At 70.4% G+C, this 12195-nt stretch carries 12 protein-coding genes; 4 read left to right on the top strand and 8 right to left on the bottom strand.

The genetic code is table 11. The features are described from left to right. Positions 1-97 precede the first annotated feature (97 nt). Entirely contained in the window at positions 98-1888 is a 1791-nt protein-coding gene (locus OG966_RS36540) for a PKD domain-containing protein (RefSeq protein WP_326654368.1), read from the bottom strand. A 217-nt stretch (positions 1889-2105) separates the two neighbouring features. Continuing rightward, positions 2106-2537, bottom strand: coding sequence for a protein-tyrosine phosphatase family protein (locus OG966_RS36545; protein ID WP_326654369.1), 432 nt, complete (start codon positions 2535-2537; stop codon positions 2106-2108). A gap of 155 nt (positions 2538-2692) precedes the next feature. Between OG966_RS36545 and OG966_RS36550 the strand changes: the two genes are divergently transcribed. Next, positions 2693-3919, top strand: coding sequence for an MFS transporter (locus OG966_RS36550; RefSeq protein WP_326654370.1), 1227 nt, complete (start codon positions 2693-2695; stop codon positions 3917-3919). 47 nt (positions 3920-3966) lie between these two features. Here the strand turns inward: OG966_RS36550 and OG966_RS36555 are convergent, their stop codons facing one another. From OG966_RS36555 to OG966_RS36570, 4 genes are all read right to left on the bottom strand, one after another. Further along, on the bottom strand, positions 3967-4770 hold the full coding sequence (locus OG966_RS36555) for a peptidoglycan recognition protein family protein (RefSeq protein ID WP_326654371.1): 804 nt from the start codon (positions 4768-4770) through the stop codon (positions 3967-3969). A gap of 98 nt (positions 4771-4868) precedes the next feature. Continuing rightward, positions 4869-5018 carry a hypothetical protein gene (locus OG966_RS36560; protein WP_326654372.1) on the bottom strand — a complete coding sequence of 50 codons (150 nt, stop codon included), beginning with the start codon at positions 5016-5018 and terminating at the stop codon, positions 4869-4871. A 144-nt stretch (positions 5019-5162) separates the two neighbouring features. Further along, positions 5163-5924 carry a hypothetical protein gene (locus OG966_RS36565; protein WP_326654373.1) on the bottom strand — a complete coding sequence of 254 codons (762 nt, stop codon included), beginning with the start codon at positions 5922-5924 and terminating at the stop codon, positions 5163-5165. Next, the gene (locus tag OG966_RS36570; protein ID WP_326654374.1) at positions 5921-7531 is read right to left on the bottom strand and encodes a serine/threonine-protein kinase; all 1611 of its coding nucleotides are present in this window, start codon (positions 7529-7531) and stop codon (positions 5921-5923) included. Before OG966_RS36570 ends, OG966_RS36565 begins: the two co-directional genes overlap by 4 nt. Before the next feature lie 441 nt (positions 7532-7972). Here OG966_RS36570 and OG966_RS36575 point away from each other — a divergent pair, with 441 nt between their 5' ends. Then, on the top strand, positions 7973-9091 hold the full coding sequence (locus OG966_RS36575; RefSeq protein WP_406730357.1) for a S1 family peptidase: 1119 nt from the start codon (positions 7973-7975) through the stop codon (positions 9089-9091). A gap of 120 nt (positions 9092-9211) precedes the next feature. Here the strand turns inward: OG966_RS36575 and OG966_RS36580 are convergent, their stop codons facing one another. After that, positions 9212-9928: a flavodoxin family protein gene (locus OG966_RS36580; RefSeq protein ID WP_326654377.1), complete on the bottom strand. Its 717-nt coding sequence runs from the start codon at positions 9926-9928 to the stop codon at positions 9212-9214. 234 nt (positions 9929-10162) lie between these two features. On the opposite strand from OG966_RS36580, the gene OG966_RS36585 reads away from it, so the two are divergent. Together OG966_RS36585 and OG966_RS36590 are read left to right on the top strand one after the other, a co-directional pair. Continuing rightward, positions 10163-10363 (top strand): DUF5988 family protein, encoded by a 201-nt coding sequence (locus OG966_RS36585; RefSeq protein WP_326654378.1) that lies wholly within the window; start codon positions 10163-10165, stop codon positions 10361-10363. Positions 10364-10614: 251 nt separating this feature from the next. Continuing rightward, positions 10615-11685: a tetratricopeptide repeat protein gene (locus OG966_RS36590; protein WP_326654379.1), complete on the top strand. Its 1071-nt coding sequence runs from the start codon at positions 10615-10617 to the stop codon at positions 11683-11685. Here the strand turns inward: OG966_RS36590 and OG966_RS36595 are convergent. Further along, on the bottom strand, positions 11678-12112 hold the full coding sequence (locus tag OG966_RS36595; protein WP_442806787.1) for a DoxX family protein: 435 nt from the start codon (positions 12110-12112) through the stop codon (positions 11678-11680). The two genes, OG966_RS36590 and OG966_RS36595, sit on opposite strands and share 8 nt — an antisense overlap. Positions 12113-12195 lie beyond the last annotated feature (83 nt).

A 12195-nucleotide genomic window follows, 5' to 3' on the forward strand; every position in this document is an offset into this window, starting at 1 on the left:
TATCGTCAAGACGACGAAATGGGACGGGTGTCCGGGACGGCTCGGGGGCGGCGCGCATCCGCGAACCGCCCCCGAGCCTCCCCCTCGTGCGAGACCGTCAGCTCACCGTCACAGCATCCGCGGCCTCGCTCAGCACCTGCCGGCCGTCCTGGCCGGTCAGCACCAAGCGGGGCAGGAAGGGGCCTTCCCGGTCGAACGTATGGGAGACGGTTGCCTCACCGGTCTCCTGCTGTGTGCCGTCACCGAAGTACCAGCGATAGCTGTATCCGGCCGGAGGCTCCTTCCCGTCGATGGTCGCGCTCAGACGGACCGGGCTCCCGGTGTGCCCGTTCCTCGGCGCGTCCAGCAGCGCGTGCGGGCCGCCGTCCGGGAGGTGGAACCACTGGCGCAGAAGCGGGTTGAGGAGGAACGCGTCGGCGTACTGGCGGGCGCCGTCGACGTCCGGGTGGGCGACGGCCGCGGTCAGACACTGCGCCGGAGTCTGGCTGAGCTCCGGGCAGGCCCGCGTGCGCAGCGGGAACGCGGGGTCGGAGGACGGAGTGCCCCAGACTTTGGAGTGAGGGGCGAGTACGGCATTGTCCCGGGAGAACAGGCCGTCCGCGGCAACCGCGTACGGGCCGTCGGAGGAGGCGGCGTTCGCCGCCGCGGCCGCCTGCCGGTACGCGTCATTGGCCAGTTGGGTGTACTGCTCATAGCGCCCGGCCACGCCGCCGAGCGCGCTCGTGCAGGCGGCGAGGCGGGCTCCGGCAACTCCCGGTGTCATACAGGTCTTCACCGGGACCGGCGAACTGCTGCGGCTGAGCGCGTAGTAGAAGTCGGCCACGAGCACCTTGGGCCGGCCGGGCAGCGAATGCGCCTTCTCGATCGCCGCCTGCATTCCGCGGCCACCGTAGCCGACCTTGGCGCCACTGAAGTACGGCACGTCCTTGGCCGGATTCTCGGCTGCCGCGCCGATGCCCGAGCACTCGCGCCGCACGGCCTCGGGCAGCTTCTTCGAGCCGGGCGTGATGCCGACGCCGATGCCGAGGAACGGGTCGAGGTCGTTGATGCACCCGTTGACGACGACCAGATCGAGCCCGTATCCGCCCGCCCGTGCCTGCGCGCCCGCCTGCTCCAACTGGCAGAACACATCCGGCATTTGCTGAGTGACCTCGCCGAACTCCATTTCCCCGTCGCCGTCCGGGTCCTGCTTCTCCTGCATCCGCAGGCAGGCGGCGTCGTCATTGTCCGCGGGCAGCTCGGGTGCGTCGAGGACCGCGCCGGATATCGAGTAGTCCATGTGCTGATGGCCCCGGCCTGTCTGACGGCCGAGCAGCTCGCCCGTCAGATAGGGGAACTTCTGGTCGTGGTCCAGACCCTGCCCCCACACGACGGAGTCGCCGACGGATGCCACGCGCACCGGGTCGCAGCCCCGCCTGACGGTGTCCCGCCAGACCTTTCCGTACGGGCCCGGCTCCCGCCCTGCCGACGAGGGGAGCACACGCGCGTCGAACTGCAGCGCCGTGCTCGCCGCCCCTACCCGGTCGAACGGGATGGTGAACTCGGCCACGGACACCTTCGCGTCCATGACGGTCTCTCCGCCCGCCAGCTGCTCCTCCCCGGCCCGCACCCGCCACTCCAGGGTGGCGCCGGCCTTCGCCGCGGCGGGGTCGTACATCTGCACCCGGCCACGGACCGGACCGCTGCACACCGGATTCGGCGTCAGATCCACGTCGAGGACAAGGGGGTACGCGGATCCCGGCAAAGCGGCTGTCTGCGCCACGGCGGGGTGCCCGCCGAGGAACTGGCCGAGCAGCACTGCCGCCGCGGCCGCCGCGGCAGCGGAGCGGGCCGTCCCCGGCCCGCGTGGAGCGGATCCCCTGCCGCTGCCCCTACGCCTTCGCGCCATTCGCCGCAACCACGTATCTCTCACGCCAACGCCCCTGTTTCCGCTGCTTGTTCGGTCCGTGCGGAGTCGGCCGACCCCCGCATCAGAAGGGATCATGGCAGGCGGGAACGGTCGTGCGACGCGCACAGGGGAGTATGCGCAGTGAGACTGGTCACTTACCCACCGTTACCTCGTGCCGGCTCGGGTGCGTGGTGTGGTTGCTTGGGTCGGTTCGAATTCAGCCGGTGAAGCGCCGCACATAGCGTCGCTGCCAAGGGGTTTCGACGGCGCGGGCGTCGTAGTGCCGGCGCACGAAGTCCACCGCCCGGTCCGCCGGCACTCCGTCGAGGACGGCAAGGCAGGCCAGGGCTGTTCCGGTCCGGCCACGGCCGCCGCCGCAGGCGATCTCGACCCGTTCGAAAGCGGCACGGTCCCATGCCTCGCCGAGGGCGGCCTGAGCTTCCGCATGGCTGCCGGGCAGCCAGAAATCGGGCCAGCGCAGCCACCGGGTCTCCCACGGGACCTCGGGAGGCCGCTTGCCCAGCAAGTACACGCCGTACGCGGGCGCCGGCCCTTCCGGAAGAGCACGCCGAAGGCCCCGGCCCCGGACCAGGCGGCCGGAAGGAAGCGGTAGAACGCCTACGTCGGAGGGGTTCCAGAGCTCGGTCACGCACCCACCCTGTTCGCTGTCGCGACGGACCGGACCCGGAAACCGAATGGCCCGGTCAATCGGAATCGAATTGGCCCGCTTGATGGGCCATTTGGGTCCCTAGGGTAAGGGACGGCGCGACCGGCAGGCAGGTCGGCCTTCACCCAAGGAGCCACATGTCTCTACGGATAGTGCCGCCGAGCGGGTCCCCGCGAATACTCGCCCTCGCCCAATTGGTCAACTCGCTGGGCGACGGTGCGTACTACGTCTGCTCCGCTCTCTACTTCTCCCGTGTCGTCGGTCTCTCCCCCGCTCAGATCGGACTGGGCCTCACCATCGCCTGGGCCATCGGCTCCGTCGGGGGCGTCCCCCTCGGCCACTTGGCCGACCGCCGCGGCCCCCGCTCCACCGCTGTGCTCCTGGCCCTGGCGACCGCCGCATCGGTCGCCTCCTTCCTCTTCGTTCGCTCCTTCGTACCGTTCCTGCTGGCCGCCTGCTGCTACGCAACGGCCCAGTGCGGCCTGGCCGCCGCCCGGCAGGCGCTGCTGGCAGGCCTGGTGGCCAAGGAGGACCGCACTGAAGCGCTGGCCTACCTGCAGTCGACGCTCAACGCCGGCCTGGCCGTCGGAGCCGCAGCCGGCGGCGTCGCCCTGCACTTCGGCACCCGCGAGGCGTATCTCTCGGTCCTCGCCATGGACGCCGCGGCCTTCGCTCTGTGCGCGCTCGTCCCGCTGCGGCTGCCCACCGTACGGCCCCCGGCCCCGACCGCCGGCGACGGTCCCGGACTTGCCGTGCTCCGCGACCGCCCGTACGCGCTGGTCGCGTTCCTCAACATGGTCATGCTGCTGCGGATGCCGCTGATCAGCCTGGCCATCCCGCTGTGGATCGTGGAACGGACCTCGGCGCCCGGCTGGAGCGTCTCCATGCTGCTCGTGCTCAACACCGGAGCAGTCATGCTCTTCCAGGTCCGCACGGCCGCCGCGGTGACCGACCTGCCCAGCGCCACCCGCACGGTCCGGCGCGGCGGCGCGGTGATGCTCGCCTCCTGCGCCGTCTTCGCCCTCTCGGCAGCGGCGGGGGCACCCGCCTGGGTGGCCGTCGCCGTACTGCTGGCCGGAGCGGTACTCCAGGTCGTCGGCGAGATGATGCAGTCCGCCGGCGCCTGGCAGATCAGCTTCGACCTGGCCCCGGCCGGCCAACAAGGGCAGTACCAGGGCTTCTTCGGTACTGGCGTCTCCGTGGCCCGCATGCTCGGCCCACTGCTGCTGACCACTCTGATCGTCAGCTGGGGCGTCCCCGGCTGGCTGCTGCTCGGCGCTCTGTTCCTGGCAGCCGGACTCGCCATGAGGCCCGCGGTGCGCTGGGCCGAGAAGTCCGACGCCAGGTTTGTGTGCGCCGGTTGACGAGTCATAAGGCCGCATCGGCGTGGTCACAACGGCACACCGGCGCGTCAGAAGGGCCCATCGGCGTGGACCTCCGGCGGTTCGGTGCGGCCCTGGAGGCGGGCGGCCCGGTCACGGATCTGCGGAAGGCGCGTATAGAGCCCGGCTCCCGGGCACCGTGTCCAGTCGCCGTCGCGGTGGCCGGAGACCGTGTGGAAGACGGCCCGTTCTCCCTTCGGGTACTTGCTGCCGTCGTTGGTGGAGACCAGGACCGTGGTGCCGCGTGGGTCGACGCCGTACAGACCGAGCTTCCAGGCGGCGAGCCGGGCTATCGCCTCCAGCATGGGCGCGGGCATGGCCGAGCCGGAGCCGTAGCTGCCGATCGCCGCTATGCCGACGGTGCCGACGTTGAAGCCCAGGGTGTGCGCGCCGACGACAGGATTGGCGATGCCCCCGGAGCGTCCCTCGTAGATGGTGCCGGTCCGGTCAACGAAGAAGTTGTAGCCGACGTCGTCCCAGCCCCGGCGCTCCATGTGGTCGTCGGAGAGGAAACGGATGAGATTGGGGACCTCTCGACGGGAGTAGTCGTTTCCGCTGTTGGTGTGATGAATGAAGACCGCTTTGACCGTGGTCGCGGACAGCTCCGGCTTCTGGTGAGCCATCGGGTGGGTCTGCCAGACACTGCGCGGTACGACGGCCGGCTGTGCGCCGGCCCACTGGGTGGCGGGCTCGGGCCGCGGGTGCGGGCGGGGGCGTGCGCGAGCCGCCGTGGGTGGCCTGCCACTGCTCCCGGCGGCGAGTGCGGCACCGATCACGCCTGCCGCGGTTGCCCTGCCCATGCCGCGGAGCAGCATGCGCCGGTCGATGGTCATGAGCCCGAGCGTACGACGGCACTCCCGGGTGCGCCTCCGCTGCGCGCGGCGTCGCGAGGTGTACGGTCCCGCGACGTCTTCTCGCACATCATGGCCGGTCACGAAGGCGGCGGGGTCGGCTGCACCGTCCGGTGGCGCAGCAGCACGATGCCCGGTCCCGTCGCGACGATGTCTCCGCCCGGACCGGACTCCAGCGCCCGAACCTCGACTCTGAGCACACCCCGCAGCACCGTGGTGCGCGCGTCCAACGGGGGGTCCCGGGCGTCGCCGCGCGGCGCGGCGAGCTGTGGGCATCGGAGCCGGTACGGGGTCGGAGACCGTGCGAGCGGGTCTTCAGCTCCTCACCGAGCCGGATAACGCGGCCGCGGAGATCGCGCGGGTGCGGCGGAGGCTCAGACGCACCGGTACCTGAAGTGTGTGGCGACCGTGTGCCGGGACGGCGAGATGATCCGCAGTTCCGCACTGGCCCGGTACTCGCCCCGGCCACGGAACGTCCACAACAGATGCAGACGTGCCTGCTTCTGGCCGCGTGTCATCTTCTCCCGCAACAGGCCCGATTCGGTGCCGTCGCTGCGCACCCAGCGATACGTCACCGTGCCGGGCCGTCCGTTGGTCTCCAGCACGCCCACAACGTCGGCCGTGCCCTCGCAGCCGGGCCCTTCCGCGGCGGTCTGCACCGTCACGTCCCGCACGGCCAGGCCAGGGCCGTACCGCTGCCAGGCGAGGAAAGCGAGCACCGCCAGCAGCACCACGGCGGCCAGGGCATACCGCCGGAGTCCGCCGCGGCTGCGTTCACGGGGCTCCGGCCGGGCGGGCTCGCCGGGCAGTGTCCCGTGCCAGAGTGCGGCGGTCGTGTTGTCGCGATTCCGGCTCTGGACGACCGCGGTCACTCCCGGGCCGAAGCGGAGTACCTCGCCATCGACACGGTCGGGTGCCACGCTCGTGGGCTGCCCGCCCTGGATCAGGGTGGCCTTCTCCAGCGCCGCCGGCGTGGTCGGCGCGGACTCGGGGTCCGGCCGTTCGAACCAGTGGCTGCCCAGCGCGGTCGCGCTGTAGCCGTCGCTGTCGCCGACTCCGTCGTGACCTGAGCGCGCAGGTGCGACGTCACCGGGGTGACCCGGCGCGCGGTCGTGGGGGATACGTGGGTCCTTCATTGGATGCTGCACCGCCGGGTCAGGATCTGCTGCGTGGAACTGCCGTTCGCGGCAGTCGGGTTCGTCGTCGCCCGTACGCCCCAGTAACAGCTTCGCCCTCGGAATGTGTGGTCCAGCGTGATCGTGTATTGCGTCGCGCCGCTTCGCTCGAAGGTCTGCGAGCCGTCCTGTGTGCCCAGTTCACCCTTCGCATCGCCGGCGAACCAGGCGATGACGATGGTCACGGGACCGGTGCCGTCCGTGACGACGTCGATGGACGCGGCGGCACCCGTCGTACTCGTCTGGCGCAGGCTCGAGACGGAGACGGACCTGACCTTCACCGGAGCGGTGGTGGGAGGGGAAGTGCTGGGGTCGGCGGACGGCGCGGACGACGACGGGGAGGACGGGGTCGAAGACATCCCGGGTGAGGGCGTGCCGGGTCCGGCGGTCGCGCTGCCGGAAGGAGAAGGGGAGCTGTCGGCGGAGGCAGAGGCACTGCCCGTCGCCGACGGGCTCGCCGAGCCGGACGGGCCGACGGGCGAAGTGGCGGCCGTGCCCGGTACCGCGCTGGTGGTGGCGACGGACTGAGCCGTCTGCTGCCGCGGGTCGTCCCCGGTCGCCTTCGCGGCAACGGCGACCAGCACGGCCACAACGAGCGCGGCGATGCCTGTCAGCACCCCACGCAGGCCGGGCTTCCAGCTGCCCCAGCCGCCGCCGAGCGCGGTCGTGGCCAGCTCGGTGGTCCCCGCGGCCTGGCCCGCGGCCGAGGGGAGGAGGAGCGGCAACAGCGCGGCAAGCGCGGCGAGTTTCCGCTGGCCCCGCTCCTCCCAGTCCGGGCCGTAGGCGGCCCCGGCGATCTCCTCGAGCTCCGCCACGAACGCCGCCGCGTTCGCGGGCCGCGCTTCCGGCTCCTTCGCCATTCCGCGCCTGATCAGCGGGCGCACCGGCTCCGGAGCCTCCTCCTCGGGGACCGGTGCGCTGATGTGCTGCAGTGCCAGCTCGGCGAAGTTCTCGCCGGAGAACGGCTTGCTGCCCGTCAGGCACTCGTAGAACGTCGCGGTCGCGGCGTAGACGTCGGCCGCCGGTGAGGCGGGCTCCCCGTTCCACTGTTCCGGGGCCATATAGGCGGGAGTGCCGGCCACTCCCGGCGTGGTGCCGCGTCCCGCGGCGATGCCGAAGTCGACCAGCTTGGACGAGCCGTCCACCGCGACCAGGACGTTCTCCGGTTTGTAGTCGCGGTGCACCACACCCGCCCGGTGCGCGGCCGCCAGTCCCAGCAGCGAGCCCTTGAGTACCACGAGCGCCGCTTCGGGGCCTGTAGCGCCTTCGCGCTGCAGTAGCGCGCGCAGGGCGATGCCGTCGACGAGCTCCATCACGATGGCGGCGCCCTGCGGCGCTTCGACGTATTCGTACAGCCCCACCACATACGGCGAATCGAGGCCGCCGAGCAGACGTGCCTCCGCCCGGAACACCTGAACGAAGCCGGAATCCGTCCGCAGCCTCTCGCTGAGGTACTTGACGGCGACCGGCATGCCGGTCGCGTCATGGACGGCCAGGACGACGCGCCCGCTGCCACCGGAGCCCAACTCCCGGGACTCGGTGTACCCGGGTACCGACCACGCGTTCATCCTGCCCCCCTCGGCACCCGCGGTTACCGGCGGTCGAATGCGCCGCCACGAAGTTGTGCGCGACCGCCGCACGCTAGCCCACCTGCTGTCCTCATGGGGGACACAATTCCGTCACGAGTGGTTCCCGCCGCGGAGTCGGCCTCCTGTGACGAGGGCCTCGTCAGGCAGTCCGGAAGCGGTGGTGCGGGTACGCATGAGCAGCCCGGGGCCCCGGCGGGGCCGTGACGGTGGGGCCGCCCGAACGCGCGGGCCCTGCTCGGAATCCGGCCAACCTTGGCCCGGCGGCGGTTTGTTGGCATGGACCTGATCATCGTGTTTCGGTTACGCTCCGGCCGGGCGCGCGGTGAGAGCGCTCTCGTGTGCTTGCTGTTCCATCCCCCACGAAGCTGGAACAACCGAAGGGTCAAAGCCTTGAGACGCACGACAGGTATACGCACCGGCATGTCCGCGCTCCTCCTTCTGGGCGCCTGGGCGGCCGTAGGACTCGCCCCGGCCGCTGCCGCGACTCCCACCCCGGTTCCCGAACCGCAGGCCTCCGCCGGTCTGCTCGCCGCCATGCAGCGGGACCTGGGCCTGACGAAGAGTCAGGCGGAGGCCCGCCTTGCGGCGGAGAAAACGGCGACCGCCGTCGAAGGAAAGGCGCGGCGCGCCGCGGGAACGTCGTTCGGCGGCTCCTGGTTCGACGTGGGCAGCGGAAAGCTGACCGTGGCCGTCACCAACGGGAAGCGCGCCGACGCCGTACGCGCGACGGGTGCCTCGGTCCGGCTCGTGACGCACAGCGCGCAGCACCTCGAGTCGGCCAAGAAGAAGATCGACAAGCTGTCCGCCCCGGCCGGCGTCAGCAGCTGGCACGTCGACCCCCGAGCCAACCGGGTCGTCGTGAACGTCATCGCATCCGAGCGGCGTGACAACGATGTCGAAGACTTCATCGCCCGAGCCCGCCGAGCCGGCCCGGTCCAGGTCGAGGAGGCGACCGAGGCACCCGAGACCTACGCGGCCGGGACCGTGGGCGGCGACCCGTACTACACCGGCAATGTCCGGTGCTCGATCGGCTTCTCCGTGTACGGCGGCTTCGTCACGGCCGGGCACTGCGGTCGGCCGGGAGCGGCGGTCCGCGGCTGGGACGGTTCCGCCATCGGCGCCTTCCAGGGCTCGTCCTTCCCCGACAACGACTACGCCTGGGTCAGCGTCGGCAACGGCTGGTGGACCGTCCCCGTGGTCCTCGGCTGGGGCACCGTCTCCGACCGGTTGGTCCGCGGCTCGGCCGAAGCCCCCGTCGGCGCCTCGATATGCCGCTCCGGCTCCACGTCGCACTGGCACTGCGGCAATGTCCTGGCCAAGAACGAGACCGTCAACTACAGCCAGGGCGCGGTCCATCAGATGACGAAGACGAGCGTCTGCGCCGAGCCAGGAGACTCGGGCGGATCCTTCATCAGCGGCGACCAGGCCCAGGGGGTGACCTCCGGTGGCTGGGGCAACTGCAGCGGCGGAGGCGAGACCTGGTACCAGCCGATCAACGAAATCCTCGGCCGGTACGGCCTGACGCTGCACACCGCCTGACAAGCCGCCCCCCACGGGCCGGGCCCGCCGCGATACGGAAAGGCCCTGAACCGGCCCTCCGCCGCGGCGGGCTCTGCCGGGCGGGGAGGTTCGACAGGCGGTGGCTGGTGCTCGGCGGTGTCAGCGGTAGTCGGGATTGGGGAAGTCGTCGCGGCAGCCGGCGTCCCATTCGGAGCGCTGATTGCCATGTGCCGGGATGCCGCCCGCCTGCTTCAGCAGCGCGCCGAGGTGCATGAGGTTCCAGGTCATGAAGGTCGTGTTGCGGTTGGTGAAGTCGTTCTGCGGGCCGCCCGAGCCCGGGTCCAGGTAGGAGGGGCCGGGGCCGGCTTCGCCGATCCAGCCGGCATCGGCTTGCGGCGGGATGGTGTAGCCGAGGTGCTGGAGGCTGTAGAGGATGTTCATGGCGCAGTGTTTGACGCCGTCCTCGTTGCCGGTGATGAGGCAGCCGCCGACGCGTCCGTAGTACGCGTACTGGCCGCGGTCGTTGAGGATGCTGGAGCACGCGTAGAGGCGCTCGATGACCTGCTTCATCACGGAGCTGTTGTCGCCGAGCCAGATCGGTCCGCAGAGGGTGAGGATGTCGGCGGCCATGACCTTTTCGTGCAGCTGGGGCCAGGCGTCGCTCTCCCAGCCGTGCTCGGTCATATCGGGCCAGACACCGGTCGCGATGTCGTGGTCGACGGCGCGGATCACCTCGGTCGTGACGCCTGCCTTCTCCATGACCGTGCGGCTCTTGTCGATCAGGCCCTCGGTGTTGCTGGTCTCGGGGGAGCGCTTGAGCGTGCAGTTGATGAACAGGGCGCGCAGCTGGTCGTAGCGGTCCGTCGTCGCGGGCATCGGCTGTCTCCTCGTGGCGGTGGGAGTGCGCCACCAGCCTGCTGCCGCCGTGCATGGCGGTCCACAGCGGTGGCCCGAATGCATGAGATGCGACCGCCGTATGCGTTTGCCGGGTCTCACCGGTAGCGACCTCCCTGCGCTGAGAGCGCTCTTGCGGAAGCGGCGGCCCGGAGACCGTCACCCCCTTGTCGCTGTCAAGGTGCGAGCGGTGGCGCCGGTAGCAAGACTGGGGTCATGGCTAGCAAGGCAGTCCTCGAGGGTGGTCCGGATGATCTGCCGGATCGGATCGTCCCGATCACCCCGCCCGGACAAGAGCTGAAGATTCCGCACCGCGGCGGGTACGAGCACTTCAAGGTCACGTCGCGGCATCTGGACAGCCCGGAGGGACGGTTGCCTGTCTACGAATGGTGGGAACGGACGGAGATCGCCGAATAGGACCCGATGAGCAGGACTCGGTGCGGGCGGGGCCCGCGCCGAGCCGGTGGGTAGTGCCGTGCCCCGTCCCGCGCCCGGAGCTCCTCGTTCTCACAGGTCAAAGCCGGTCCCGTACATCTCGATGATGATCGGCTTCGGTCCCGTAGCACTTCGGTCGTACCCGACAACACATACGCCGGGGGATTCGCAGTATGCCTGTCGGCTCATAGCTTCTTGATCAGTAACAGCGATGATCAGGAGGCCACAGAGATATGTACGGCAAGGCATTCGCCCCCGAATACCAGGGCGAACTGGGCTCGGTGCTGGGCGTCAATTCCTCGTACGACGAGGTGCTGGCCACCGCGACCCACGCGCGGCGCCACGCCGTCTCGGCACTCGACCGCGCCCGGGCCTCGCTCGCCGTCGCCGAGGCCGGCCGACGGCTGGGCAGGGTTGCCGAAGCCGGTGCCTCCTGGCGCGACAGCTACCGCGCCGCCCGGCAGGCCGGCGATCGGGGCGCGATGGCGTGGGCTCTGTGGAGCGGTGGCACGCTGGCCCGGCAGTGCGGAGCGCTGCCGCTGGCCCGCCGCCTGCTGGCTGCCGCCGTCGACCTCGCCGTGGAGGGCGGTGATCGCCTCGCCCATGGTTACTCGCTCGCGGGCCTCGCCGAGACGGGCCGGATCCAGGGCGACTACGAGGCCGTCGCGGAGATGCACGAGCAACTGCTCGCGCAGGCACGGGCTCACGGTGAATCGCGGCACATGGTCTGGGCGATGTCCGGCATCGCGCAGATGCACCGCAACACCGGCGCATGCGACAAGGCCTTGGCGCTGTTCGAAGAGTGCGCCAGGATCGCGGACGACGCGGACGACGCACGGGGGCGGGCCTGGTCACTGCGCGGTATAGCCGACGTGGTGTCCGTGCAGGGCGATACAGAGCGGGCACTGACACTCCTGGCCGAAGCCGCAACCATCTGCCGTGACATGGAACTGGCCGGCGCGCTCGCCTACAACCACAAGATGCGCGGCAACGTCCTTTTCCGCGCGGCCCGTTACGAAGAGGCCTGCGCCGTCTACTCACGGTCCCTGCGTGAATTCCGCGATATGAACGAGCCCCGTGGAGCGGCCCTGTCCCGTCTCGGCCTCGTCAAGTCCCGCTCCCGACAGGGTCGTGCACCGGATGCGACGCTCGCGGAACTCGCAGAGCTGGAAACGGAGTTCAAGCGGATCGGGCTGCGTCACGCCCGGCAGACGGTCATCGCTTTCCGGGACGAACTGGCGGGGGTGCACCGGAACACCGACCCGTCCCCCGCCCACCTCCCTTCCGCCGGAACCATCAGCTGATGTGGAAGAGCGGGCCCGTGAGAGTGAGTCCCAGATCGTGGCCGGCGTACGAGAAGAACGCGAAAAGCATCAGCCCCGCACCGGCCAGCGACAGATCCTTGAGGAAGCCGACCATCTCCATCGTCTTGGACGGTTCGGCGGTCTCCTTCCAGAAGGCGTGCATCAGGAACGCCGTCGGAAGGAGGAAGCCGACCAAGAGCAGTGCGCCCAGGTCCGCCCAGACCCCGAACGCCACCATGAGGCCGCCGGCGAGGAGCAGGCACCCGCTGCCCAGGACCGCCGCCGCGGGTGCGGGGACTCCGCGGGAGCCGGCATAGCCGGCCATGGCCTTCGTTTTGGTGAGGTGGCCGACGGCCGAGTTGAGGAACAGGACGCAGAAGAGGATGCGACCGATGAGCACGAGGACGTCCATGGTTACCTCCGGCATCGCAGGTAATTGAAGACAAAACCTCTTCTGTGTAATTCTACGCTTCGCAGGGACGAAATCCATGTCGGCGGGCGCACACCGCG

The organism is Streptomyces sp. NBC_01750 (assembly GCF_035918095.1).
Lineage (GTDB): Bacteria > Actinomycetota > Actinomycetes > Streptomycetales > Streptomycetaceae > Streptomyces.

Coding starts and splice junctions, on each gene's coding strand:
- OG966_RS36540 (WP_326654368.1), bottom strand. CDS start 1,888: ATGGCGCGAAGGCGTAGGGGCAGCGGCAGGGGATCCGCTCCACGCGGG.
- OG966_RS36555 (WP_326654371.1), bottom strand. CDS start 4,770: ATGACCATCGACCGGCGCATGCTGCTCCGCGGCATGGGCAGGGCAACC.
- OG966_RS36590 (WP_326654379.1), top strand. CDS start 10,615: ATGTACGGCAAGGCATTCGCCCCCGAATACCAGGGCGAACTGGGCTCG.
- OG966_RS36595 (WP_442806787.1), bottom strand. CDS start 12,112: ATGCCGGAGGTAACCATGGACGTCCTCGTGCTCATCGGTCGCATCCTC.
- OG966_RS36585 (WP_326654378.1), top strand. CDS start 10,163: ATGGCTAGCAAGGCAGTCCTCGAGGGTGGTCCGGATGATCTGCCGGAT.
- OG966_RS36570 (WP_326654374.1), bottom strand. CDS start 7,531: ATGAACGCGTGGTCGGTACCCGGGTACACCGAGTCCCGGGAGTTGGGC.
- OG966_RS36575 (WP_406730357.1), top strand. CDS start 7,973: ATGTCCGCGCTCCTCCTTCTGGGCGCCTGGGCGGCCGTAGGACTCGCC.
- OG966_RS36550 (WP_326654370.1), top strand. CDS start 2,693: ATGTCTCTACGGATAGTGCCGCCGAGCGGGTCCCCGCGAATACTCGCC.
- OG966_RS36565 (WP_326654373.1), bottom strand. CDS start 5,924: ATGAAGGACCCACGTATCCCCCACGACCGCGCGCCGGGTCACCCCGGT.
- OG966_RS36580 (WP_326654377.1), bottom strand. CDS start 9,928: ATGCCCGCGACGACGGACCGCTACGACCAGCTGCGCGCCCTGTTCATC.